The organism is Lonsdalea britannica (genome assembly GCF_003515985.1).
Lineage (GTDB): Bacteria > Pseudomonadota > Gammaproteobacteria > Enterobacterales > Enterobacteriaceae > Lonsdalea > Lonsdalea britannica.
On record NZ_CP023009.1, the window covers coordinates 3,273,872 to 3,299,946 of the forward strand.

A 26,075-nucleotide genomic window follows, 5' to 3' on the forward strand; every position below is an offset into this window, starting at 1 on the left:
AAAGAGTGACAACGTCACAAAGAGGCCAATTCAGGGATAGCTGGCTTACCGCGCCGTTCCAGAAAATCCAGTACCCGGCGAGGGCTGACATTCAACACGCGTTCCGCCGGGAAATCAACTTCCCGCAAAATACGTTCGCAGTAGGGAAACTCGCCCAATGCAAACGCGACATGACTATCCGATCCCAGCGCAAGATATCCGCCTGCATCACGCACCGCTTCGGCAATCGCCTGACAGTTGGCTTCGCTGCCTTTACGAGAATGGATAAAGGAAGAGTTATTCAGCTCCAGCGCCACGTCATACTTCGCGGCCGCTGCCGCCACCGCCTGAATGTCGATAGGATATTTCGGGTTGCCGGGATGGCTGATGATATGCACGCTGCCCTGCGCCATCGCCGCAATCATCGCCGTGGTGTGCGCCTCTTTATCTCGCGGCGGAAACACCGGCTCGTGAAAGCCTGCGATAATCAGATCCAGACTCTCCAACATCGGCCCCGTGCAGTCGATATCACCATCCAGATTTTTGATGTTGGCCTCGATCCCCCGCAGGATACCGATACCTTCCACCGTCCTCGGCCACACGCGCATATTAATGAAATGCCAAGGATGCGGGGCATCCGCCATATCCGGACCGTGATCCGTGATAGCGAACAGCTGAATATGCTTACGCCTCGCTTCGGCGATGTAATCATGCAGAGTGCTATAGGCGTGGGTGCTGGCTACGGTGTGCATATGTAAATCGACGGGGTACATGGCTTCTCCTGGCGCTAATTTTACGGTGACAGCATACCATCGTTCCCTTCTCCACACAGCTCGCGGGGATAATTGTCACGGTATTTTAACAAATGGAAAACACCTTATAACGCCGTGGGGCTGATTTCATCTGTATTCAATGCAAAGCTCAAAATTTTTATTTGATAGTTGATCTACATCTTTGGGGCTCATGTGAACATCGATTTGCATAGAGCTCCAATAGACCTAAAGAATGAAAAGGACAAAAACGACATCAATTAGTCAAAAATAGACTTTACAATGTCTATTTTTGACGTCATGATAATTCAAAGTTAGTAACTGACCTAAAAGAGGTGTAAATGAACGTTTATTCTTTCTGGAATAACAAGGGTGGTACGGGTAAGACAAGTATAGCTTTTCAGGCTATATGCAAATATGCAGAAGATAATCCCGGCAAAAATATATTGGCCGTAGACTTATGCCCGCAGGCTAACCTGTCGGAGCTTTTATTGGGAGGGCAAGAAGGACATGGAAATAGCAAGCTTTTAATTGCACATGGAAACACTCCAAGAAGAAGTATTGGTGGTTACTTCGATAATAGGCTTTCATCTCCTTTTACGCCGACAGGTTTCACCTCTACTGATTACATACTGAATCCAAACCAAAGCAACAATCAAATTCCAAGTAACATTGATCTTATATCTGGAGATCCACTAGTTGAGCTTCAAGCAATAGCTATGAATACGTTAGCGAACGCTAATTTGCCGGGGGTCAATGCATGGATGTCTGTAATTGATTGGCTTAATGACCTATTGAAGACAACTTCCGGCTACGATGAAGTTTTTATCGACACAAACCCAAGTTTTTCTATGTATACCCAAATTGCACTTGCCGCATCGAATTTCGTAATAATTCCAGTGATGGCTGATGACTCGTCAAGAAGAGCGTTACAAAATGCATTATCTTTGATTTACGGAATAAGCCTTCCTTCACCAATTTATTCAAAATTCACATTTTCATCCCAGATGGCACAAGCAGGTAGAACACTCCCAAAAATTAATCTAGTAGTCAGAAATAGACTTACTCAATACATGGGAGATGCATCTGCTTACCAAGCAGTTTTGAACGGCATCAACACCGATTTGCGAAATGCAATTAAAAATCATCCACAATTTTTTACCTTCTCAAAACCTGAAGATGGTCTAATAAGTGTCCGAGACTTCCAAACTACTGGGGTCGTAGCATTTGCGCGAGGATGCCCTTTTTCGAAGATGAAATCAGGGAAGTTGAGCATCAATGGTCAGCGTATTCAGGTTAAAATGGAGAATCTTAAAAACGTTCGAGCTGCTATTGAAGAGTTGATAAAAAAAATTTAGTTTGTAATTTCCTTTATCCCAACTAAATATAAGCGGGCATATCCTATCCGCGCTATAGGGCCTGCTTAAAGGTTCTCTAGAATGAATCGAGTCAGGAACTACATAGCGCACTTCTGGCCAGTAAAACAGCAAATTGCGTTAACTTTAGCTAATCGCACCATAACAAGGCATAAGTGTGTTGACGCTGCATGGGAATTTCCCTACAGTAGCGCCCGTTGTCTGAGAGGGCAACCACCGGTGAGGTGTCCGAGAGGCTGAAGGAGCACGCCTGGAAAGTGTGTATACGTGAAAACGTATCGAGGGTTCGAATCCCTCCCTCACCGCCATATTCCATAAGAAAGCCTGAGCGAAAGTTCAGGCTTTTTTGTATGCAGAAATCCCCTGGAGGGAGGGTGAGAACCCTCGTCAGGGTTCGACAAAACGGCAACGCCGTTTTGCATGGCCGCCAGGCCACCCGCAGGGCAAGGCGCGCAGCGCCGCAGTGAATCCCTCCCTCACCGCCATATTTACAGAGAAAGCCTGAGCGAAAGTTCAGGCTTTTTTGTATGCAGAAATCCCCTATAGGGAGGGTGAGAACCCTCGCCAGGTTCGACAAAACGGCAACGCCGTTTTGCATGGCCGTCAGGCCACCCGCAGGGCAAGGCGCGCAGCGCCGCAGTGAATCCCTCCCTCACCGCTGAACCGAGATAAAAAGCCTGAATTTATATTCAAGCTTTTCCTTTAACGAAAAACCTCCCACACCGCATTATTTCTTCGATTCGTTCGCCCCATCCCCCACCGTATTCTTATATCGCACCGCGGCGCGGGGCGTTTCATCGACCGTCAATGAGAAAACATCCGGGCGGGCGTAGTGACCGGTAACGTCCATATCGTAGCGGGCTTTGACCAGATCATCGGTATCAATTTCCGCTGTCAGCAGCCCCGCTTTTCCCGTGAACGGGCCAGCCAGCACGGTGCCCATCGGGTCGACAATCAGGCTGCCGCCGTTGATCAGCGGGCGGTGATCGTCCCAGGCCGTGACGCTGATCCCCAACTCGGCGGGCGAGGCCTGAATTTGACAGGCGGTGATCACGAAACAGCGCCCTTCATGAGCGATGTGCCGCATGGAAGCCTGCCAGTTCTCGCGTTCATCCACGGTCGGCGCGCACCAGATCTCCACGCCTTTGCCGTACATGGCCATGCGCAGCGCGGGCATATGGTTTTCCCAGCAAATCGCCGCACCGATCTTCCCGGCCTGTGTGTTGACAACGCTCAGCGTCGAACCGTCCCCCTGCCCCCAAATCAGCCGTTCAGTGCCGGTCGGCATCAGTTTACGATGCTTCCCGACCAGTCCCCCGTCGGGCGTGAAGAACAGCGCGCTGCAATAAAGGGTATTGCCGTCGCGCTCGATGGCGCCCACCACCAGCGACGCGCCGGTGCGGGCGGAGAATCCCGCCAGCGCTTCGCACTCTTCGCCGTTAAGATCGATCGCGTTGTGGTAGTAGCGCGCGTAGGCCTCGCGTCCCTCCGGAAGACGGTAGCCCAGATAGGTGCCGAAAATCTCCCCTTTGGGATATCCCCCTAACAGCGCCTCCGGCATCACAACCAGCGCACAGCCGCTGCGCGCTATCTCATCTTCATACGCCAATATCTCCTGCAAGGTCGCCGCTTTTCCTGCGGGTGAAGATCCCAGCTGCAATGCCGCCACAACGGATTTCGCCATACTTTGTTCCCCTGTCATCAATGGTTAATGGCCGCCTCGCTCGTGAGGCGGCATGGGCTTCAGAGTGGCACTGCGCTAGAATGAATAAAAGGCCACTTCGTTGCTGAATACTATGAATGAAATTAATATCGGCTCACTGGATCTGAATTTACTGAAAACCTTCGAGGCGTTGTATGAAGAAGGCAGCGCCAGCCGTGCGGGCGTCAGGCTCGGGTTGACTCAGTCCGCCGTGAGCGCCGCATTGAAACGGCTCAAAACGCTGTATCACGATCCCCTGTTTATCCGCAACGGACGCGGGTTGTCGCCTACGCCCAGAGCCAGAGAACTCCAGCCGTTGGTCAGCGACGCCTTGAATAAATGCCGGGAAACGCTGCTGCTGTTAAACGACGAAACAGCATCGTATGCGGGCCGAACGGTCATCCTGGGTCTGTCGGATGATTTTGAGCTGGCGCTGGGACAACCGCTGTTGCAGAAGTTAAATTTGCAGTCGCCCGGTCTGCGCGTCGTGTTTCGGCAAACTCACAGCCAGATCGCCGCCGATATGCTGCTGCGGCATGAACTGGATTTGGCGCTGACGGCCGGAGGGTTTACCTACTCTTCACTGTCCAAAAGTCATCTGGCGACCGGGGGCTACGCTTGTCTGATCGACTCAACATCGGATGCGCCTTCACCCACGCTCACGCTTGACGAGTTTATTCGCCGCCCGCACCTGCTGGTCTCGCACGGCGGCTATATCGGACTCATGGATGAAAAGCTGACCGAGCTGGGACTCGCCCGTACCGTCGGCGCATCGACCACGCACTTCGCCGCCATCCCCTGGCTGCTGAAAGACAGCGATCTGGTCACGACCATTCCGGCGCACGCGGCCAAAGCCATTGCCGAGAGGGTGCCGACACTGCGCTATGTCCCTTGTCCGTTGACGATGCCGAACTACGCCATTGAGTTAGGATGCCGCCAACCGGCCCTGCGCGACCGGCCGATACTGCGGGTGCGCGAGGCACTGACCGAATTGACGACGGCTTTCGACTGGGCCGGATAGCCGATAAATTGATATTGGTAACACTTTTGATATTTTGTCGCAGGATCTGTGACTCCTCCCGCGACCTGCCTCATCATTTTTATCCCTTTTTATGGGATCGCCCTCACACATTCAAGCCAGCAATAACCTCATAAAGACCACTGGCGCGCGCCCATGACCGCTTAGGGGTGCTATCCCACCGCTCACGCAATTATCCCACCGACCGGCCGCAAAGTTCGCCACGATAGCCGTCAGCATCAACACTGGCTTTCTCTCTAACTCCTAAAACCCATACAGCCTTATTAAAGCAGCCCGTTTCGCTGTTTTACTGGTTCGTCTGACAAGCAGGTTTTGTATGAAAAATAATACGTTCCTCAAACATATTCCCTGGGTCGTCATCGGTATCATCGGCGCGTTTTGCCTTGCAGTCGTCGCCCTGCGTCGGGGCGAAAACGTCAGCGCGCTGTGGATTGTCGTCGCGTCTGTCTCCGTCTATCTGGTGGCGTATCGCTATTACAGCCTATACATCGCCCAGAAAGTCATGAAATTGGACCCGTCGCGCGCGACGCCCGCCGTCATCAACAATGACGGTCTCAACTACGTGCCGACCAACCGCTACGTGCTGTTCGGACATCACTTCGCGGCTATCGCGGGCGCCGGACCGTTAGTGGGACCGGTTCTGGCGGCGCAGATGGGCTACCTTCCCGGTACCCTATGGCTGCTGGCTGGCGTCGTGCTAGCCGGCGCCGTACAAGATTTTATGGTGCTGTTTATCTCCTCTCGCCGTAACGGCGCGTCGCTGGGTGAGATGATAAAGGAAGAGATGGGACGCGTACCGGGCACCATCGCCCTGTTCGGCTGTTTCCTGATCATGATTATCATTCTGGCGGTGCTGGCGCTGATCGTGGTGAAAGCGCTGGCGGAAAGTCCGTGGGGGGTGTTCACCGTATGCTCGACGGTGCCGATCGCGTTGTTCATGGGTATCTACATGCGCTTCCTGCGTCCGGGCCGAGTGGGCGAGGTTTCCGTCATCGGTATCGTACTGCTGGTCGCCTCCATCTGGTTCGGCGGCATCATTGCGCACGATCCGTTCTGGGGACCGGCGCTGACCTTCAAAGACACCACCATCACCTTCACGCTGATTGGCTATGCGTTTGTGTCCGCGCTGCTGCCGGTGTGGCTGATTCTGGCGCCGCGCGACTATCTGGCGACGTTCCTGAAGATTGGGGTCATCGTCGGTCTGGCGGTCGGTATCGTGATCCTGAACCCGGACCTGAAAATGCCCGCCATCACCCAATACGTGGACGGCACCGGCCCGCTGTGGAAAGGCGCGTTGTTCCCCTTCTTGTTCATCACTATCGCCTGCGGCGCGGTCTCCGGCTTCCATGCCCTGATTGCCTCCGGCACCACGCCGAAGCTACTGGCCTGCGAAACGGATGCGCGGTTCATCGGCTACGGCGCCATGCTGATGGAGTCCTTCGTCGCCATCATGGCGCTGGTGGCCGCGTCCATCATTGAGCCGGGCCTTTACTTCGCGATGAACACCCCGCCGTCGGGTCTTGGCATCGTCATGCCGAACCTGCACCAACTGGGGACGGAAAACGCGCCGCTGGTCTTGTCTCAGTTGAAAGAAGTGACCACGCAGGCGGCGGCGACCGTCAGCAGTTGGGGCTTCGTGATTTCACCGGAACAGATCCTGCAGACCGCCAAAGACATTGGTGAACCGTCCGTGCTGAATCGCGCAGGCGGCGCGCCAACCCTGGCGGTGGGCATCGCGCTGGTGTTCCATCAGATCATTCCCGCCGCGGATATGGGCTTCTGGTATCACTTCGGCATTCTGTTTGAGGCGCTGTTTATCCTGACCGCGCTGGATGCGGGTACCCGTTCCGGCCGCTTCATGCTGCAAGACCTGCTGGGCAACTTTATCCCGTTCCTGAAAAAAACCAACTCGCTGCCCGCCGGTATCGTCGGTACGGCAGGCTGCGTGGGTCTGTGGGGCTACCTGCTCTATCAGGGCGTGGTTGATCCGCTGGGCGGAGTGAAGAGCCTGTGGCCGCTGTTCGGTATTTCCAACCAGATGCTGGCCGCGGTCGCGCTGGTGCTGGCCGCCGTCGTGCTGGTGAAAATGAAACGCACGCAGTATCTCTGGGTGCCGCTGGTGCCTGCCACCTGGCTGCTGATATGCACCACCTGGGCGCTGGGCATGAAACTGTTCAGCACCAACCCGCAGATGGAAGGTTTCCTGTTCATGGCGCGGGAGTATAAGGCGCGCATTCTGGCCGGCGGCGAACTGACCGCACAGGAGGTCGCCAACATGAATCACATCGTGATCAACAACTACACCAACGCCGGTCTGAGCATTCTCTTCCTGGTCGTGGTCTACAGTATTATTTTCTACGGTATCCGCACCTGGCTGAACGCCAGAAAAACCGATCAGCGGACGGATAAGGAAACGCCGTACGTCCCCATTCCTGAAGGCGGCGTAAAAACGTCTTCCGGACATTAATGATGCTCAGCTCCGCTTCGGCGGGGCTGAACGCTTAGGAAAACACGATGTTTGATCAATTAGGCAAGGCGTCGAAGTATCTCGGGCAGGCCGCTCGCATGCTGATCGGGATCCCTGACTATGAAACCTATGTCACGCATATGCAGACCAACCATCCGGACAGCCCGATCATGACCTACGAAGAATTTTTCCGTGAGCGTCAGCAGGCGCGTTACGGCGGCGACGGTAAAGGCGGCATGCGCTGCTGCTGACCCAAAGGAGAATCATGATGACCCCCATTCCCGTCACGGTATTAACCGGCTTCCTCGGCGCGGGCAAAACCACGCTGTTGCGCCATATCCTCAACGCCCCCCACGGTTTGAACATCGCCGTCATTGAAAACGAGTTTGGCGATGTCGCTTTCGACGACCAGCTGATCGGCGACCGCGCCACGCAGATCAAAACGCTCAGCAACGGCTGTATTTGCTGCACCCGCTCCAGCGAACTTGAAGATGCGCTGCTCGATCTGCTCGACAGTCGGGACAAGGGCGATATCGCCTTCGACAGACTGATGATCGAGTGCACAGGCATGGCCGATCCCGGCCCGATCATTCAGGCCTTTTTCTCCCATGACAGACTCTGTGAACGCTATTTGCTGGACGGTGTAATCACGTTGGTGGACGCCGTGCATGCCGACGACCAGCTCGACCGTTTCCCGTTAGCGCAATCGCAGATAGGCTACGCCGACCGTCTGCTGTTGACCAAAACCGACCTCATGGGCGACCACTCGGCGCTGACGGAACGCCTGGGCCGGATCAACGCCCGCGCGCCAATTCACCCGGTTACACAGGGTCAGATTGATCTGTCGCATCTGTTCAACACCCGCGGTTTTCTGCTGGACGAACGCGTGGTCGCCGCCAGGCCGGTCTATCGTTTTGCTCCCAACAAGCCGGATGACATCGCCTCCATCGTCGTCACGCTCGACTATCCGGTTTCGCTGGACGCTGTATCTAAAGTCATGGAAGGCCTACTGGCTGGTTTTACCGATAACCTGCTGCGCTACAAAGGGATGCTGTGGATTCAGGATCAGCCTCGCTGTCTGCTGTTTCAGGGCGTGCAGCGCCTGTACAACGCCGACTGGGATCGCGAATGGCAGCCCGAGGAAACGCCGCGCAGCACGCTGATTTTCATCGGCGTACAGCTGCCGGAACAGAACATCCGTCAGGCCTTTGAGAACCTGCGCCCCCAATGACGCCTCGCGGGATGCGCTTTCACCGCTCAGAGACCGAGCGTTTCCTTGAGGTTTTTGAGATAGCGACGGCTGACCGGCACGGTTTGACCGTTGCGCAGCAGCAGCTCCGCCTGCCCGTTGTCTTCCAAACGGATCTCGCTCAGGTGGGCCATATTGACCAGATATTGCCGGTGGCAGCGCAGGAGCGGCGTGCGGTTTTCCAGCGTCCTCAGCGTCAGGTCGGTAAACCCTTCACGACCGCCGTGACTGGTGACATAAACGCCGCTCATGCGGCTGCTGACATAGGCGACGTCCTCCATCTGCAGCAGATAGATACGGCCGCGACCGTTGCAGGGAATAAATTTTAGCGGCGGCTGTTGGTCGGAAAGCACGGAAATATCCTGCTCCTGTCGTTCCTGCCGCAAACGCGTCAGGGTTTTCTGCAATCGCGCGGACTCGATGGGCTTAAGCAGGTAATCAAACGCGTGTTCTTCGAATGCCTTGACCGCGTACTCGTCGAAAGCGGTCAGAAATACCGTGTAGGGCCGATGCTGATGCTCCAGCATGCCCACCATCTCCAGTCCGCTGATACGCGGCATTTGAATGTCGAGAAACATGACGTCGGGACGCAGCGCATGCACGGCGCCGATGGCTTCCACCGCGTTGGCGCACTCGCCGACAATCTCGATATCGCGCTCCTGTTGCAGTAACACCCGCAGGTTTTCCCTCGCCAGCGGTTCATCGTCGACAATCAACACTCTCAACATAAACGCTCCTCCCAAGGCAGCCGCAGGATGATGCGGGTAAACGCGTCCGGCTCACAGGTGACCGTCAGGCCGTAGCCATCGCCGAAACGCGCTCGCAGACGCTTATCCACTAAGCTCATGCCCAGACCGGTTCCCTTCTGGCTGGGTTGATACAGACCGGCGTTATCTTCTATCGCCAAAATCAGATGTTCGTCCTCCCGGCTGGCCCGTATCGTGATTTCGCCGACGCCCAGCAGCTGGGAGGTTCCGTGTTTGATGGCGTTCTCCACAATCGGTTGCAGCGTAAAGGCGGGCAACTTCTGCATCGACAGTTCATCCGGCACTTTCAACTGGACGTTGAGCCGCGACTGAAAGCGCGCCTTTTCGATTTGCAGGTAGGCGTTAACATGATCCAGTTCGTCGGCCAGCGTGACGATCTCCGTCGAACGCTTCAAATTCTTGCGAAAGAAGGTCGACAGGTATTGCACCAGCTGCCCGGCTTTGTCGCTGTCGTGACGGATCACCGCCATCAAGGTATTGAGCGCGTTAAACAGAAAATGCGGATTCACCTGCGCATGCAGCAGTTTGATCTCCGACTGGGCCAGCAACACTTTCTGATCTTCATACTTACCCGCCAGAATTTGCGCCGACAGTAACTGCGCGATCCCCTCGCCCAACGTCCGATTGATCGAGCTGAACAGGCGATGTCGGGCTTCATAGAGTTTAATCGTGCCAATGACGCACTGGTTCTCGCCGCGTAACGGAATGACGAGCGTAGAGCCGAGCTTACACTGCGGATGCAGCGAGCAGCGATACGGCGTTTCGTTACCGTCCGCGTACACAACCTCGCCGGTTTCCAGCGCGCGCCAGGTGTAATCAGAGGAAATGGGCTTGCCGGGCAGATGGTGATCATCGCCGATGCCGGTGAAGGCCAGCAGTTTCTCACGGTCAGTGATCGCCACCGCGCCGATGTCGAGTTCCTGAAACAGCACCTGCGCGACCTTGGTGCTGTTCTCTTCGTTGAAGCCCTGCCGCAATATTCCCTCGGTCGAGGCCGCCACCCGCAGCGCCGTGGCGGAAAACGCCGAGGTGTATTTTTCAAACATCGCGCGCTTATCCAAGAGAATACGCATGAACATCGCCGCGCCGACGGTGTTGGTCACCATCATGGGCGCCGCGATGTTTTGCACCAGCTGCGACGCCTCTTGAAACGGGCGGGCAAGCAGCAGGATGATCGCCATCTGCGTCAGCTCGGCGACCAGCGTGATCGCCCCCGCCGTGAAGGGGCTGAACAGGCTGTCGCTGCGCCCGCGCCGGATCAACACGCTGTGCACCAGCCCGCCTAGCAGACCTTCGGTAATGGTGGAAACCATGCAGCTGAATGCGGTCATCCCGCCCATGGCGTACCGATGGAGACCACCGGTCAGGCCAACCAGCCCGCCGACCACCGGACCGCCCAGCAAGCCGCCCATGACGGCGCCAATCGCGCGCGTGTTGGCGATCGAGTCGTCAATATGCAGGCCCAGATAGGTTCCCATAATGCAGAACATCGAGAAGGTGACGTAACAGAGCAGCTTGTGCGGCAACCGCACGGTGATTTGAATCAGGGGAATAAACAGACGCGTTTTACTCATCAACCAGGCGATGACTAAAAACACACACATTTGCTGCAACAGCAGTAACACCAAATTAAATGCGTACATACCCGGAGGCCGCCAGTTTTCTGTAGGAGTACCTTATCCTGATTCGCACAGGGATTCTTTGAATCGTGGCATATAACGGACAAATAAGGGGCAAAATGCGGCACAAATCGTCTTCACCGTTCAAGGGTTGGAATCGGGCGAAGCAAGCGTCTGCTGTGACCTCAAGCCGCACCGACGCGGGTTTTATACGTTCTGATGGAAATAAGTGACAGCGTCACGAATGGAGCCAGATCGGCATATTGGCCACCGCACTGGAATGTGGAAGGACATCAACCATAGATTGGGGGAAATCAGAGGGAGGTCAAGGCTGCGTTGGCGCTAGCAGCACTTCGCACTGAATGGGATCACATAACCCGGTGAAAAACAAAAGGCGACCCCCGCAGCAGCGGAGATCGCCTCTAACGTACGCTGAACGCTACGACGTTGGCGTCGCCACGCTCTCTTCGGTTTCGCTGGCGAAGCCACGCAGGCCAACCACATGCACATGCTCGTGGTTCTGGTACACCTTACGAACCAGCTTGTAGGTGGTGCCTTTCTCCGGACTGATGTTCTCCGGCGCCGCGATAATCAGCTGCATTTCCAACCGTTCGCACAGCTCGAACAGCGTCGCGATGGATTTGGCATCCAGACGCGCCGCTTCGTCGAGGAACAGCAGACGACAAGGCGAGATATCCTTGCCGCGCAGCCGTTTGGACTCTTCTTCCCAGCTCTGCACTACCATCACCAGAATGGACATCCCGGTACCGATGGCTTCCCCGGTCGACAGCGCCCCGCTCTCCGCACGCAGCCAGCCGTCGGTGCCGCGGTTGACCTCCACTTCCATCTCCAGATAGTTGCGGTAGTCCAGCAGCTCCTCGCCGATGGTCTGCGGCGCGCGCTGACCCATATCGATTTCCGGATTCAGGCGCTGATAGAGTTTCGCCAAGGCTTCCGAGAAGGTCAGACGGTTGCTGCTGAACAGATCCTGATGCATCTCTTGCTGTTCGGACAACACGTTTAGCAGCGTGGTATGCGTTTCACGCACGTTGACGTTCAAGCGCACGCTGTTGACCTGGCCGAACGCCACCGCCTGCAACCCCTGGTTCAGCATGCGGATGCGGTTCTGCTCGCGCTGAATGGTTTTGCGGATGATGTTAGCCACGCTGCGAGAACTGATCGCCAGCGTCTTCTCACGCGAGGTCAGCTCTTCCGTCAGACGGTTCAGCTCGATCTCCATCTGTTCGATCGCTTCCACTGGGTCATCGGTGCGAATGATGTCCTGACGGATACGCTCGCGCAGATGCTGGTATACCGCGATGTAGAACTGGATTTTGCGTTCCGGACGTTTGGGATCTTCGGAGAGACGCAACACATCGCGCAGATGCTCGTTGTCCGCCACGGCCTGGCGCAGCGCACCCAGCGCCTTATCCGACATAGAACGCAGCTCGTCACCGCTCATATAAGCCAGTTCGCGGCGATGCAGTCGACGCTCCATGCCGTTGTCGCGCACCAGACGCATGACGGAGCACCAGCCGGACTTGGCGGTCACGACCTGTTCACGCATCACATGGTAGTCGCGCTCCAGCTTGCGCAGTTTCTTCTGCAAGGCATCCATTTCGGCTTCGCAAAAGGTCAGTTGTTTCTCGAGCTGGTTGCGACGTGCGCGGTTGTTGCTCAACGCGGCATGCAGCTCGTCACGACGCTGACGGGCGCGAGCTTCCGACTCGGCGTCCGCACGGACGCCGATATCCGTCAGTTCCTGCGTCAACTCTTTCAGCATGTCGCGCTTGGCGTCATAGGCGCTTTTCAGCGACGCCTGAAGCTGGCTGTACTGCGTCAGTTGGGCCTGATGCTGGCGCAGCTGATCGCGAGCGCGGGTCCGCTCGGTTTCCGCCTGTTCAAGACGCTGGCGCAGCTTCTCGTTGAGATCGGCGTCGGCGTTGAGCATGCTCGCGGAATCGGTATAGCTGAAGTGCGCCCGGCGCTGCACGACTTCGGTCAGCGCGAAGGCCTGCTGTTTGGCGAGACGCTGCGCGCTCTGCGCCTGCGTGTAGTCCGCCTGCAATTGTTCATGCTGCTGCGGGTCGTTCTGCAACACGCTGACCAGCGGTTCCAGCTGCGCCAGCGTGGCGCCGTGCTGCTGGATGAAACGTGCGGCGTCTTCCGCCTCGTCAAGCTCTTCGCGGATTTCATCCACGCGATCGGCCAGCGTGTCGTCGCACAACAGGCTAATGCGTGGGATCAGACGGTTAAGCAGCGCCGTATTCTCTTTCGCCTGCTCATACTGCTGGCGCTGCTGCTGATTTTCATTATCGAAATTGCTGATGGCGCGTTCCAGCTCGCCACGACGGCCGCTCAGCTGGCGGATGTCCTCTTCCGGATCGTCATCAAATGCCACGGCCAGATGCGCGCCGATAAAGCGGCTGAATGCCTGATGCAGGCGCTGGGTTTTCTGGACGTCGAACGACAGCGTCGCGTACTGCTCGGACAGCGCATCGCGTTCGCTGCGCAGGCTTTCCAGACGCTGTTCGCGCGCGGCGCGGCCAAACAACGGCACTGAAGGGAAGCGTGAGTAACGCCACTGACGGTCGGCAATTTTCACGACGACCGCTTTCTCCAGCTCTTCCACTTCGAACACGCTGTCATCGAAGGACTGCGGATCGCCCTCGATCAGATAGAGATCTTCCGGGCAGTCTTCCAGACCGGAGAGCTGTTCACGCACCAAAGACAGGTCCGCCACCACGATAGCGTGACGCGACGGTCCATACAGCGCGGAGAAGTACGGCGCGTCGTCCAGCGTGACATCGTCGTAGATCTCCGACAACAGTACGCCGCCAAAACGCTCCGCCAGCGCGTTCAGGCGCTGATCTTCCGACCCGCCAGGCTGGCTGAGCCGTTCGATCTGCGCTTCGACTTCGCGCTTGCGGGCCGCCACTTCATCGCGCCCGACGGTGGTTTCGCGCTCGCGCTCCAGCAGCTGCTGCATGCATTCCGTGACCTGACGACTGTCCTCGAAGTTTTCCCCGCTCTGTTCACTAAGCTGGGATAGCGTTTCCTGCGCCGCCAGCCATACCGGCGCGCGAGCCGTCAGCTGCTGGATGCGCTGCTGAATTTGATCCAGCTCCTGACGCAGCGCCATACGGCGTTCGCCCGCTTCCGCCACCAGTCCGGCTAACTCTTCGATCTGCGCGTCGACTTCCTGCTGCACGCCCTCGAGCTCTTCCGGCTGATACTCCTGACCGTTGCGCTTGGCAAAATCTTGCAGCAGACGTTCGGCGTCCTGCTGCTCGCGCAGGCGCTGCTCCAGCTCGGACAAACGCATTCTCAACGGCTGTACGCGTTCGGCCTGATAGCGCTGGGAAGAGCTGTCGCGCAAAGCGTCTTTGGCGACCTGCCAGGCTTCGCTGCGGCTGACCGCGCCTGCAATCCGGGTCACCAGTTGATAAGCCTGCTCGTATTGACTGTGCGCCGCATCCGCCACGCTCAGTTTTTGCTCCAGCATCAGCAGCAGTTCGGTGGCTTCCTGCTCGCGGGCGTGGAACGTGTCCAACCAGTCATCGGCGTTTTCCGGCGTGAGATCCGGCTGCTGACACAGCGTCCGGGCGCGCTCCAGCGCCTGACGCGCCTGCTGATACTGAATCGCGCGCGTTTGCTGCGCATCCAGCGCCTGCTGGTAGTCCGCCAGCTGGCTTTTCAGCTCGTCGACTTCCAGCTCCGCCGCGTCGGCGCGCTCCTGATTCTCTTCTTGCTGATCGTGCGCTTCCGCCACGATTTCGTTCTGTTCTTCGAGTTTGTCGCTCAGCTCTTCCAGATCGCCGCTGTAGCGCTCGATTTTTTCCTGCTGACGCATCGCGGTCTGCACCAGACTCAGATGGTCGCTGGCCGACTGATAGTCCGTTTCGAGATCGCTTTCCGCGCCGCTCTGCTCATGCAGCTCGCGCGACATTTCCACATGGCGGAACTGCTCGGTCGCCAGCTGTTTTCGGCTGCCGAACAAATCCCGACGCAGCGTTAACGCGTTGTCCAGATGAATGCGTCGCTCATTGGCGTGCCGCATGTAGTCCGCCGCCACATAGGAGGTGGCTTCCGAGATCAGATGCTTGAACAGATCGCGGTCAGACTGCGTGACGCGGATCGCTTCAAGCGTCATACGGTTTTCGCGCAGCGCGGCTTCCATATCCTGAAACGCCTTGCGCACGCCGCTGTTTTCCGGCAGCAAATAGTCGCGCAGGGAGCGGGTGATGGCGCTGGAGATCCCGCCGTACAACGACGCTTCGATCAGGCGATAGAACTTGCTGCGGTCAGACGCAGAGCGCAGCCGACGCGGCACGATCCCCAAATCGAACATCAGCGAGTGATAGTCGGTAATGGAGTTGAACTGCTTGAACTGCACGCCGTCGATCTCTTCCAGACGCTCTTTCAGCTCCGGTAACGGCAGAACGCGCGCCTGACGTTCGCCGACGGTCTGGGTCAAAATCTCGGTCGGGCCAACAGACGTCGGCAGTCCCTGAATGGTGAAGGGTTTGATATCCACTTTGCGATCGCGACCGGCGACCTGCTGGAGGCGCACGCCCACCAGTACGCGCTGGTGGCGAGAGTTCACCACGTCGAGAATCGAGTAACACACCCCGGCGCGCAGCTTGCCGTGCAGCCCTTTATCGCGAGAACCGGACGTCGCCCCGGCCTCGGTGGTGTTGCGGAAGTGCAGCAGGGTCAGGTCGGGGATCAGCGCGGTGACGAAGGCCGCCATCGTGGTGGACTTCCCGGCCCCGTTACCGCCCGACAGCGTAGTCACCAGTTCATCCAGGTCGAAAGTACGGGCGAAGAAGCCGTTCCAGTTAACCAGCGTCAGTGAGCGAAATTTACCGCGTTCAATCATTCCTGTTCATCCTCAACACTCGGGTTATCGCCGCTTGACTCTCCGTCGTCGCTGTCTTCCAGCGACAGGCTGCTTTCCACCGGCATGGCTTCGCCGTCGCGGATCATACGCAGCTGCGCTTCACGCGGATCGTCGCCGCTGCGCACGTCGGCGCCGAAGCGGAATACCGCTTCGGTGATGCGGAATTTGCTGTTATCGCTGCCCATGAAGTAGATCATGCCCAGTCGGCGCAGGCGGTTCAGCGAAGTGCGGACTTTTTCCTGCAGTTTCTGACGGTCCAGATCCGATCCGGTGGAACGCTGATTGACCAGCTTCAACAATTTGTTTTCATCCGCCAGGCTCATCAGCTCGTCATACAAATCCTGCTGACTGAAGATGCCCTCGTGCGCGAGACGCTCAGGACTGAGATAGAGATAGCAGAGGATTTTCCCCACCATCATATCCAGCTCCGACAGCACGGAACGCGGGATCAGCGTCGTTGAACGCGGACGCAGGTAGAAAAAGCCCTCCGGCGCGCGGATCAGTTCTACGTTATAGCGGCTGTAAAAGAACTCCAGCTCCTCCTGAAAATCCATCAGCAGGGCGTGATTTTCCAGTTCTTCGACGCCGATGTGGCGTCCAGCGCGCAGTTGGCTGTCCATCGCAGGAAACTGCGGATTGGACAGCGCGGCCATCAGTTTGGCCGTAATAATAGGTTCAATATTTGTCGATGACATGGGCCTGTACCTTGGCTCCGTAATCATTGATTGCCTGCCATTGCGCGGGCAATCCGGTAAAATCGGCTTCGGCTACGCCCAGACGTACGGCCTGGTCGACCACGATTCGGGCAACGTCAAATTGCCGGGAGCGAGGATACTGCGCCAGATACTCACGCATCACCTCACTCAAACACAGCGGAATCTGCTGCTCTTTATATTTTTCTAGCGCTTGCTCCACTAGCGCGGCCACCTGCTCGCGCATCTCGCTGAACTCTTCATATTCCAGCTCCGGAGGCAGTTCCCCGGTGACTTCGTCGCTGCGCAGCGCCAGCTCTTCGTCACGCATATCCAACAGCCTGTCGGCATTGGCGAAGGTCAGCGCCCACGGCTGGTCGAAATAGGTCTGCACCGACTGGCGCAACCGTTGGGAGAAGACGCGGTTTTTATCCATATCGATGGCGGTACGAATAAATTTATGGACGTGACGGTCATAGCCGATCCACAGGTCGATCGTCTGCTGTCCCCAGCTGATGATGCGATCCAGCTTGCCTTGCAAATCGAACACCAGGTTATCCACAAATCCCAGCGTATCGTTGCCAAGCGTCGCGTCCTGAATGCGCAACAGGTTAGCCTGCAGCTTGTCGCCTGCGGCTTCCAGCGTATCCTGTAGCTCGCGCAGCGTGTCGGAGGTTTCGGTCAGCAGCTGTTCACAGTTGCTGATGGCCGCGCGCCAGTCCTGCGTCAATAGCCCGGCGATATTCTCTTTCACCCCCTGCTGCTGTTCGTCCATGATGCGCTGGGTCAGATCGATGCTGTCGAAGATTTCCGCCACCGAATATTTCAGCGGCGCAAAGACATTGCGGTGCCAGTGAAATTCATCTCCGCCCTCTTCCGCCGCTTCGGCGGCGCGGCCCAATTCCTGAGCGACGATGGAAAGCTGCATGGAGAGACGCAGCGCGGAGAACTCACGCTGACGAATATAGTAATCCGTGATACCGATGCCGAGCGGCGTCAGTCGATAGATGGCATTGCCGTCGGCCAGCTCGCTGGTGAAGCGGTTGATCAGACGCTGTCGCACCAAATCGTTGATGGCGTTGTTGGCGCGTTGGGCAATGGTTTCGTGTGTTTGTTCGAATCCCTGGCTGACGTGACGGAACGCGTCCACCAGTTCGCCTTCACTCATCTCGCCGTCCATGCGCTCGCCATTGAGCGTGGCGATCGACAGCAAAAACGCCAGCCTTTCCGTCGGCAGCGAAATCGAAAAATCGTTTTTTCTAGCCCAGGCGACCAGTTCGGGTACGGTCTGGGAAAAATCACTCATAATGCATCCTTCAAAAGGGGCTTATGCGCCATAACGTGGATGTAGCGCCCCAGGCTGACAAAAGGCTCCTGCCGGCAATAGCGCTGCTCGAGCGCCAGCAGAGTGTCAAACTCGTCAATCTGTTTTTGCTTGTCCCGCAAATAATCGTGAAATACCCGTATCCCGGTTTTGCCGCTGATCGTCAGACCTAATGCGGAGAGCCAACCGTAGACCTCATCCGGATCCAGCGGATGGTCGGGAGACAGCGAACGCCGTTTGCGTTTCGGCATGCCGACTTCGACATAGCCGAAGTTGCCCAGCACCATATTGCGCATCAAAAAAGCATGATGATTATAAAACATCAGCGATAGCGCTCCACCCGGCGCCAGACAGTCCGTCAGCGTGCTTAAGACCGGTTGAGGGTCAGCCACCCACTCCAATACCGCGTGAAACAATACCAGATCGGCGGGCCGATCCATATACGAGGCGATATCCTGTGCTGCGCAGTGAACAATGCGCAGACGATCCGTGAGGCCTTGCGCCTCGGCGGCAGCCTGCGCCCGCCGAATCATCTCATCGGACACATCGCACAACAATACCTGGTGTCCTAAAGCGGCCAGACGGCAGGCCATATGGCCTTCGCCGCCGCCGGCATCCACAATGACCAGCGGACGTTGCGGAAGGCGGGCCAGCAAGGTTTCCAGATCCTGCCACAGCACGGCCTGACGCAATTTCCCTTTGGTGGTGCCGTAGATATTCCGGGCAAATTTTTCAGCGATATCGTTAAAGTTACGATCCTGCATTCCACGGGTTCCACGCAATTGATGACGGCGCATCCACAATGCCCCGCCTCACTCCTAATCTGACATTTTGGCACAGGCTGGCATAGAATGAATCGCCTGAGACCACGTTCTCCGCCTGGATGGCGCTTTTTCACTCAAATTGGATGCTATTTTATGCTGTTTGACCTCAAAAAGTATGTGGGCGGCCTGTTGCAGCCGCTGCCGCTTTTGCTGTTATTGATGGGGATCGCGCTTCTGCTGCTGTGGTTCACCCGCCGCCAGAAGACCGGACGCGTCATCCTGACGGTGAGCTGGCTGACGCTGACCTTGCTGAGCCTGCAGCCAGTGGCGGATCGACTCTTACTTCCGCTGGAGTCCACCTATCCCACCTGGCAGCCCGGCCAGCCGCGGGTCGGCTATATCGTCGTCCTTGGCGGCGGCTATACTTACAACCCCGAGTGGGCGCCCAGCTCAAACCTGGTCGGCAACAGTCTGCCGCGCGTCACCGAAGGTATTCGGCTCTACCATGCCAACCCCGGTTCCAAATTGATCTTTACCGGCGCCGCGGCGAAAGGCAATCCGGTCACCAGCGCCAGCACCGCCGCGCGAGTCGCGGAGAGTCTGGGCGTACCAGCGGAAGATATTCTGCAGGTGGGGACAGCGCGTGATACGTCGGAGGAAGCGGCCGGTACGGCGCTATTGGTAGGACAGCAGCCTTTCCTGCTGGTGACCTCCGCCAACCATCTGCCGCGCGCCATGCGCTTCTTCGAGGGACAAGGCTTACATCCGATCCCCGCCCCGGCTAATCAGCTGGCGATCACCTCTCCGCTGAACCCGTGGGAAAAACTGTTCCCGTCGGCGCTGAATCTCTCGCACAGCGAGCGGGCGTGGTATGAAACGCTGGGTGGCCTGTGGCAGAAGATCAGAGGAACGCAGGCGACGACGGACTAATCCAGCCAGGGCAGCAGCTCTCGCGACGCCCGGTCGAACAGCTCACGGTCCAACTGGCCGGTGTGAATATAGCGAGATACGGCAGCCCACACGACGTAAAGCCAGCGTCGGGAAACAAAGGTTTCTGACACCGGCGCACGACGCAAATAATGGTACAGCAGTTGTTCCGCCATCCCTTCGTCACACAACCGGAACAGCTCGTATTCGCGCGGCGCCCACAGCATCATGCCTGGGTTGATCATCGCCAGCAGTTGATCGCTGCGGCTATCTTTCAACATGCTGCGCAGCGACAGGTTTCCGTGCACCAGCACGCAGGGATCGTTAAAGTCCCGGAATAGCGCGGGTAGCGCCTGACGAGATCGGAACAGCAGCGCCCTGTCTTCCCGCGTCAGCAGCGGGGTCTGCACCAGCATCAGCGTCGACCACAGTACCTCCAGCCGCTGGGCGTACCAGTTGGGCCAGCTGTTTTCCTGAATGCTATCGACCGACCCAACGCAGCCGTGGCTGTCAATGCGATGCCAGGCCAGAACGCTATCCACGATTTGGTCCATGAGCGACGCCCAGCGCTGTGGCGTGCGGGTCGGCGTTTCGACCGGCACGCCGCGCAGCCGCTCCAGCAGCAACAACTCTTTATGCGACGGATGCTGACTCATCACCATTCCGTAAACGGTCGGCACCCGCACGTCGCCTTCGCGCGCCAGCATGCTCAGTTTGTAGGCCTCCTGCTGAGCGACGCCCTGACACACATAGCTTTTGACCAGCAGCGGAATCGCATGACCTTCCTTGTCATACATGGCGTACAGATGCGCATACGGTTGTTCACTAATACGTTCGACGCGGCTAAGAGGTTCCCCTAATACCGCACTCAACTCGGCTTTAAGCAATTCCATAAGCATGAGACCTTGACTGAAGGGGGAGGCTTGTCGATCGTACCATGCCGCTGCGGGGGGCGGTTTTCCTCAATACAGATCAAACAAAGCCTGAATCTGCCCATGATGGGCGCAGAACCTAAAGAATAGCAAAAGGTTCTGCGCAAAGAGTGATAGGGATTACTGACGTTCGAAAGCGCCGAGGTCAGGCGCCGCGCCTTTATACGGCAAATTGAGGTTGCCGCCCTTGTCGATGAGCCAACTGCCGGCGGACAAATGCAGGCTTTTCAGCGCGGGCAAACTGCCGTCCAACTGACGCTTGGCATCCCAGCCGGTGACGGCAACGCTCTCAAACTCGGCATTCGACAGCACTTTAGCCTGATTCCACGAGTTGTAGCGCATATCCGCACCCTGCGAATGTGACAACGACAGACCGCCGTATGAGATGTTATTGCGAACAACGCCCAGTCCGATTTCCGCCCCGCTGGCGCTGATGCCCAGCAAATTGAAATTAGGTTTATTCTGGTAACCGGTGTTGTTGAAGAAGTTATTGGCGACCGGATGATGGTTAGCGTAAAAACCGGCGCTTTTGTTCAGGAACGCTACGCTGTGACGCACGGTGTGTTTGGGGGCGTTAGCGATGTAACGTGCGCCGTATCCGCCAATTTTAAATCCGTTGCCGTTACCGGCGGGTAGCGAGGTGGTGGTGCCGGGCAGATATCCGTGCAGCCACGCCCAGGAGTTTTCAACCACCACGGGCGAGTAGGCGTTGATGAAATCGAAACCGTCGTCCGAATTCGACCAGGCCCGGCAGCCGCGCAGCAGGTTACCCGGTTGATTGGCGGCGATATGGACGCCGAAGCCGTCGCCGCTCTGCCCCGCGCCGTTCGACGTCAGCGGATCGTAGTTATGATGGGAGTCGCAGTTAATCACCTGATTGTTGGCGCCATTCTGCAAAAACAACCCGGTTCCCATGATGTGGTGGATATTCAATCGCTCGAACGTGTTGTTGCTGCCCTTGATCCACACGCCCCAGGATTCGTGGTTGAGATTATTATTCTGCCGAACGCCCACAATCTCCAGCCCCTTCAATGACACCCAGTTCGCCGCCACATTGAATCCTTTGATGCGGCAGTCATCCTTCATTTTGCTGAAGTCGAACACCGGCGTTTCACCCGTATAAGCCCAATACTGAATGGGTTTGCCCGCCATTCCGCTTTTATTCAACGTCACCGCATTGACGATATCGGTACGACTCGCGCACCGGTTGACGCCCCCGGTAACACTGTATATACCGCCGCGGATCCATAGCCTGTCTCCGGGCGCGAGAGTTTGCTGGGCCCGTCCAAATGTTTTCCAGGGCGCGGTGAGGGTGCCAGTGCCGTTATCATTACCGGTCGGTGAGAGATAATAAGTGGCCGCGCTCGCCGGTGCGGCAGTAGCGGCAAGCAGGCCCAATGCCATCGTTGAGCAGATCGTGTTACTCATTTCCATGTAGAACGCCTTCCTTTTATGGTCTTCATTAATGCTATTGAGGTTGTCCCACTCGCCTGACACGGTGACATGACATCCTCCGGCAATCTCGGCAGTCTTCGCTGAACGCCTTGCCTCATCAGACGGCGTTTCTAATTAAACGCGCTGATCGTGACCGATACCGGACGATTCAGTCCGGCCTGAAAATCCGGATTGATCGTGTTTCGTCCCGGATTTCACCAAAAAAACAGGCGGCCATCATGTCCGCCTGTCGTCGTACCTAAACGAGAATGAGAAAAGCGTTAGCCGCCGGCCATCGCCAAGCGCACGCGCGCCAGATCTTCCGGCGTATCCACGCCGACGCTCGGAATCGCTTTCGCCACATCCACATGAATTTTTTCGCCGTACCAGAGCACGCGCAACTGCTCCAGCAATTCGATTTTTTCCAGTTCGCTCGGCGCCCAACTGACGTAGCGACGCACAAAACCCGCCCGGTAGGCATAGATACCGATATGACGCAGGAAGTGATCCCCGACGTTCTCTTTCGACTGGGCGAAACGCTCGCGGTCCCACGGGATCGGCGCACGTGAGAAATACAGCGCATAGCCTTCGGCGTCTCTCACCACTTTCACCGCGTTGGGGTTGAAGACGTCTTCGCTGCCGACGATCGGCACGGCTAACGTCGCCATCCCTGCCCGGCTTCCCGCCAGGTTCTCAGCGACCTGACGCACGATGACCGGCGGGATCATCGGTTCATCGCCCTGAATGTTAACGATGATCTCATCATCCGGGAGACGGTAGCGTTCAATCACCTCCGCCAGTCGCTCCGTTCCTGAGCTGTGATCCGGGCTAGTCAGACAGACTTCACCGCCCGCCTGACGAATGACCTGCTCGACGTCAGGATGGTCGGTGGCCACAATGACACGTTCCGCACCCGACTCCTGCGCGCGTTCCATGACGTGGACCACCATCGGTTTGCCGTTGATGTCGGCCAGCGGCTTGCCCGGTAAACGGCTGGAGGCGAAGCGGGCCGGAATAATTACGGTAAACGTCATTTTGCGGTCTCGTCGGCGGTCAGATGGCGGGCCTCATGATCCAGCAGGACGGGAATGCCGTCGCGTACGGGATAGGCCAGACCTTCTATCTTGCAGATCAGTTCCTGTTTTTCTTTATCGAAGACCAACCGGCCGTTACAGACCGGGCAAGCGACTATTTCAAGTAAACGATGATCCATCGTGCTTCCTCCATCAAGAAGCTCTTTGTCAATGAGAGGCAACGCGCCTTTTCAGGCGTTCGGGTTGCCCTGTCGATACTGTGCGATCAGTTGTTCGAGCCGTGCCAATACGGCCTCGGCGGGCGCCGCGGATAGCTCGGCGGTGACCGGTAAATACCACCAGTTAGCCTTGGCGAAAGCGCGGCACTTCACCGCGTCTTTTTCAGTCATGATCAGCGCCTGTTGTTCGCCGCCGGGTAGCGACGCAAGCTGGGCAGGCGAATAGGCCTGGTGATCGGCAAACGCGACCTCATGCTCCACGGTCGCGCCCTTTTGTTTGAGTGTGGCAAAGAATCGCGGCGGATGCCCGATCCCCGCCATCGCCACCAGCGGCGGCAGTTCCGATACCGGGCGTCGTTCGCCGGTCACGAGATTAACGGCTTCGTCCGCAGACAGCTGCATGGCGATCTCGCCGGGCTGAACATCGCCGCCGTTAACGATGATCGCATCGACGGAGGCCAGACGGGAGGCCCGTTCGCGCATCGGTCCGGCGGGCAACCACCAGCCGTTGCCAAAACGGCGTACCCCATCGACCACCACCACTTCGACATCCCGCGCCAACGCATAGTGTTGCAGGCCGTCGTCGGTGATCACAATGTCGAGCGGATAGGCGGCCAACAGCGCCTCTACGGCCTCGCGGCGTTGGGGCGCAACGGCAACGGGCGCGCCCGTGCGTTGAAAAATCAGTACGGGTTCATCACCTGCCTGAGCGGTGGTGACGTCGGGTGAAACGACCAGAGGATAGCGTTCCGCTTTTCCGCCGTAACCGCGCGAAACCACGCCGACGCGGTAACCTCGCTGCTGCAGCTGTTCCACCAGCCAGATGACGACCGGCGTTTTACCGTTGCCTCCCGCGGTCAGGTTCCCCACCACCGCCACCGGCAAAGGCGCGCGCCACACATGGCGCCACCCCCAACGATAGCTCAGGCGAATAATCCCGCTTACCGCGCCATAGAGCAGCGATAGCGGGATCAGCAGCCAGTAGAGCGGAGAGCGTCCTGACCAGATGCGGTCAATCATGAGCCAAACTGCATCTTGTGCAACTGCGCGTAAGCGCCATCACGGGTAATCAGATCGTGATGATTGCCGCGTTCAATAATGCGACCGTCTTCCACCACCAGAATCTCGTCGGCATTTTCAATCGTCGAGAGACGGTGAGCGATGACCAGCGCGGTACGGTCTTTCTGCAGTTCATCCAGCGCCGATTGAATCGCGCGTTCGGATTCGGTATCCAGCGCCGAGGTGGCTTCGTCCAGAATCAGGATCGGGCAGTCGCGCAGCAGCGCGCGCGCTATCGCGATACGCTGACGTTGTCCGCCGGACAACAGCACGCCGTTTTCGCCGATCACGGTATCCAGTCCGTTCTCCATCTTGCTGATGAAGTCCATCGCGTGCGCCATGGTTGCCGCGCGTTCGATATCTTCACGGCTGAACGATTTGTCGAAGGCATAGGCGATGTTGTTCGCGATGGTGTCGTTGAACAGGTGTACGTTCTGGGACACCAGCGCAACCTGATTACGCAGAGAAGACAGCGTGTAGTCGCGCAGGTCGTGACCATCCAGAATGATTTCGCCTGACTGGATATCGTAAAAACGCGTAATGAGATTAGCGATGGTGGACTTGCCGGAGCCAGAGCGTCCCACCAGCGCGACGGTTTTACCCGGCGGCACATGCAGGCTGATGTCGTTCAACGCCAGCGTTTCCTTGCCCGGATAGGCGAAGTCGACATGACGGAACTCCAGGTCGCCTTTGGCGCGCTCAATCACGCGTTTGCCTTTATCGGTTTCCTGTTCCATATCCAGGATGGTGAACAAGGTCTGGCACGCGGCCATACCGCGCTGGAACTGCGCGTTAACGTTGGTCAGCGATTTCAGCGGGCGCATCAGGGTAAACATGGCGGAGAAGACGACCGTGATGGTCCCGGCGGTCAGGGTTTCCATAACGGAGGGGAAGCTCGCGGCATACAGCACAAAGGCCAGCGCCAGAGAGGCAATAAACTGCACCACGGGATCGGAAATGGAGGACGCAGACACCATCTTCATGTTCTGCTGACGCATGCGGTTACTCACCGAATCAAAGCGTTCCGACTCGACTTTCTGGCCGCCGAAAATCAGGACTTCTTTATGCCCTTTGAGCATTTGCTCCGCGCTGGTCGTCACCTGCCCCATCGTGTTCTGCATGTTTTTACTGATGTTACGGAAGCGCTTAGACACCAGACGAATGCTGTAGGAGACAATGGGCGCGATCACAATCAGGATCAGCGAAAGCTGCCAGCTGTACCAGAACATCAGTACGAACAGGCCGATGATGGAGGCGCCCTCACGAATAACGGTCACCAGCGCGTCCGACGAGGAAGCCGCCACCTGTTCGGTGTCATAAGTGATTCGCGACAGCAGCGTCCCTGTGGACTGCTGGTCGAAGAACGAAACCGGCATTCCCATGATGTGGCTAAATAACCGGCGACGCATGTTCATTACGACCTTGCCGGAGACCCACGCCACACAATAGCTGGAGATGTAGCTGGAGATCCCTCGCATCACCATCAGCCCGATAATGGCTAACGGCATCCACACCAGCACGTTGCGGTCAGCCTTGCCAAATCCGTCATCCAGCAACGGCTTGAGCAAAGACAACATAAGCGTGTCGCTGGCGGCATTCATTACCAGTGCGACGCCTGCGACGACCAACCCCGTCTTGAACGGCGTGATCATCGGCCATAGGCGACGGAATGTCTGCCATGTGGAAAGATCTTGATCATTAATCATGCAATAAACCTGAGCCTATAGAAATAGCCGCCTATATTACCCATTCATGGCCCCGTGAGAAAGACCAAAGGGGAATCAGGGCGATATGTGGAAATGCCGCATCAGTGCATTTAC

20 protein-coding genes, 1 tRNA gene and 2 other RNA genes are annotated in these 26,075 nt (G+C 57.3%); 9 read left to right on the forward strand and 14 right to left on the reverse strand.

The genetic code is table 11. The features are described 5' to 3' along the window. Nucleotides 1-14 precede the first annotated feature (14 nt). Complete coding sequence (locus tag CKQ53_RS15070) at nt 15-752, reverse strand: phosphatase (RefSeq protein WP_085653304.1); 738 nt, start codon at nt 750-752, stop codon at nt 15-17. 338 nt (nt 753-1,090) lie between these two features. Between CKQ53_RS15070 and CKQ53_RS15075 the strand changes: the two genes are divergently transcribed. The 4 genes from CKQ53_RS15075 to CKQ53_RS15090 all read left to right on the forward strand — a co-directional run bounded on the left by CKQ53_RS15075 (nt 1,091) and on the right by CKQ53_RS15090 (nt 2,786). Continuing rightward, the gene (locus CKQ53_RS15075; protein WP_094117525.1) at nt 1,091-2,107 is read left to right on the forward strand and encodes a ParA family protein; all 1,017 of its coding nucleotides are present in this window, start codon (nt 1,091-1,093) and stop codon (nt 2,105-2,107) included. A 236-nt stretch (nt 2,108-2,343) separates the two neighbouring features. Continuing rightward, nucleotides 2,344-2,433 (forward strand) — tRNA-Ser (locus tag CKQ53_RS15080). Between the two features lie 46 nt (nt 2,434-2,479). Next, a non-coding RNA gene (locus tag CKQ53_RS15085) (RtT sRNA) lies at nt 2,480-2,610 on the forward strand. Between the two features lie 46 nt (nt 2,611-2,656). Continuing rightward, a non-coding RNA gene (locus CKQ53_RS15090) (RtT sRNA) lies at nt 2,657-2,786 on the forward strand. A gap of 66 nt (nt 2,787-2,852) precedes the next feature. Here CKQ53_RS15090 and CKQ53_RS15095 read toward each other — a convergent pair. Beyond that, on the reverse strand, nt 2,853-3,809 hold the full coding sequence (locus CKQ53_RS15095; protein ID WP_118895151.1) for a carbon-nitrogen hydrolase family protein: 957 nt from the start codon (nt 3,807-3,809) through the stop codon (nt 2,853-2,855). 112 nt (nt 3,810-3,921) lie between these two features. On the opposite strand from CKQ53_RS15095, the gene CKQ53_RS15100 reads away from it, so the two are divergent. From CKQ53_RS15100 to yjiA, 4 genes are all read left to right on the forward strand, one after another. After that, complete coding sequence (locus tag CKQ53_RS15100; protein WP_085651676.1) at nt 3,922-4,848, forward strand: LysR family transcriptional regulator; 927 nt, start codon at nt 3,922-3,924, stop codon at nt 4,846-4,848. Between the two features lie 334 nt (nt 4,849-5,182). Next, nucleotides 5,183-7,333 (forward strand): carbon starvation CstA family protein, encoded by a 2,151-nt coding sequence (locus tag CKQ53_RS15105; protein WP_094117524.1) that lies wholly within the window; start codon nt 5,183-5,185, stop codon nt 7,331-7,333. A 47-nt stretch (nt 7,334-7,380) separates the two neighbouring features. Then, nucleotides 7,381-7,584 (forward strand): YbdD/YjiX family protein, encoded by a 204-nt coding sequence (locus CKQ53_RS15110; protein ID WP_085651674.1) that lies wholly within the window; start codon nt 7,381-7,383, stop codon nt 7,582-7,584. Between the two features lie 17 nt (nt 7,585-7,601). Then, nucleotides 7,602-8,564: a GTPase gene (gene yjiA / locus CKQ53_RS15115; RefSeq protein ID WP_094117523.1), complete on the forward strand. Its 963-nt coding sequence runs from the start codon at nt 7,602-7,604 to the stop codon at nt 8,562-8,564. A 26-nt stretch (nt 8,565-8,590) separates the two neighbouring features. Here yjiA and btsR read toward each other — a convergent pair whose 3' ends face one another. The 6 genes from btsR to cmoM form a co-directional block, all read right to left on the reverse strand. Continuing rightward, the gene (btsR, locus tag CKQ53_RS15120) at nt 8,591-9,310 is read right to left on the reverse strand and encodes a two-component system response regulator BtsR (protein ID WP_094117522.1); all 720 of its coding nucleotides are present in this window, start codon (nt 9,308-9,310) and stop codon (nt 8,591-8,593) included. Next, entirely contained in the window at nt 9,304-10,992 is a 1,689-nt protein-coding gene (locus CKQ53_RS15125; protein ID WP_094117521.1) for a sensor histidine kinase, read from the reverse strand. The genes btsR and CKQ53_RS15125 overlap by 7 nt, the downstream gene beginning before the upstream one ends. A 415-nt stretch (nt 10,993-11,407) precedes the next feature. Beyond that, entirely contained in the window at nt 11,408-15,850 is a 4,443-nt protein-coding gene (mukB, locus tag CKQ53_RS15130) for a chromosome partition protein MukB (protein WP_094117520.1), read from the reverse strand. Continuing rightward, entirely contained in the window at nt 15,847-16,566 is a 720-nt protein-coding gene (mukE, locus tag CKQ53_RS15135; RefSeq protein ID WP_085651669.1) for a chromosome partition protein MukE, read from the reverse strand. The genes mukB and mukE overlap by 4 nt, the downstream gene beginning before the upstream one ends. Next, on the reverse strand, nt 16,547-17,869 hold the full coding sequence (gene mukF, locus CKQ53_RS15140; RefSeq protein WP_085651668.1) for a chromosome partition protein MukF: 1,323 nt from the start codon (nt 17,867-17,869) through the stop codon (nt 16,547-16,549). The genes mukE and mukF overlap by 20 nt, the downstream gene beginning before the upstream one ends. Continuing rightward, nucleotides 17,866-18,651 carry a tRNA uridine 5-oxyacetic acid(34) methyltransferase CmoM gene (cmoM, locus tag CKQ53_RS15145; protein ID WP_094117519.1) on the reverse strand — a complete coding sequence of 262 codons (786 nt, stop codon included), beginning with the start codon at nt 18,649-18,651 and terminating at the stop codon, nt 17,866-17,868. Before cmoM ends, mukF begins: the two co-directional genes overlap by 4 nt. 153 nt (nt 18,652-18,804) lie before the next feature. On the opposite strand from cmoM, the gene elyC reads away from it, so the two are divergent. Then, nucleotides 18,805-19,581, forward strand: a complete 777-nt coding sequence (elyC, locus tag CKQ53_RS15150) for an envelope biogenesis factor ElyC (protein WP_118895153.1) — start codon at nt 18,805-18,807, stop codon at nt 19,579-19,581. Here the strand turns inward: elyC and CKQ53_RS15155 are convergent. The 6 genes from CKQ53_RS15155 to msbA form a co-directional block, all read right to left on the reverse strand. Continuing rightward, on the reverse strand, nt 19,578-20,471 hold the full coding sequence (locus CKQ53_RS15155) for a YcbJ family phosphotransferase (protein WP_094117518.1): 894 nt from the start codon (nt 20,469-20,471) through the stop codon (nt 19,578-19,580). The two genes, elyC and CKQ53_RS15155, sit on opposite strands and share 4 nt — an antisense overlap. A 159-nt stretch (nt 20,472-20,630) precedes the next feature. Beyond that, nucleotides 20,631-21,944: a pectate lyase PelN gene (pelN, locus tag CKQ53_RS15160; protein ID WP_094117517.1), complete on the reverse strand. Its 1,314-nt coding sequence runs from the start codon at nt 21,942-21,944 to the stop codon at nt 20,631-20,633. Between the two features lie 281 nt (nt 21,945-22,225). Further along, nucleotides 22,226-22,978 (reverse strand): 3-deoxy-manno-octulosonate cytidylyltransferase, encoded by a 753-nt coding sequence (kdsB, locus tag CKQ53_RS15165; RefSeq protein ID WP_085651663.1) that lies wholly within the window; start codon nt 22,976-22,978, stop codon nt 22,226-22,228. Further along, a complete protein-coding gene (locus tag CKQ53_RS15170; RefSeq protein WP_026740410.1) occupies nt 22,975-23,157 on the reverse strand; it encodes a Trm112 family protein in 183 nt (60 codons plus the stop codon). The genes kdsB and CKQ53_RS15170 overlap by 4 nt, the downstream gene beginning before the upstream one ends. 51 nt (nt 23,158-23,208) lie before the next feature. Then, a complete protein-coding gene (gene lpxK / locus CKQ53_RS15175; RefSeq protein ID WP_094117516.1) occupies nt 23,209-24,216 on the reverse strand; it encodes a tetraacyldisaccharide 4'-kinase in 1,008 nt (335 codons plus the stop codon). Then, nucleotides 24,213-25,961, reverse strand: a complete 1,749-nt coding sequence (gene msbA, locus CKQ53_RS15180) for a lipid A ABC transporter ATP-binding protein/permease MsbA (protein WP_085651661.1) — start codon at nt 25,959-25,961, stop codon at nt 24,213-24,215. The genes lpxK and msbA overlap by 4 nt, the downstream gene beginning before the upstream one ends. Nucleotides 25,962-26,075 lie beyond the last annotated feature (114 nt).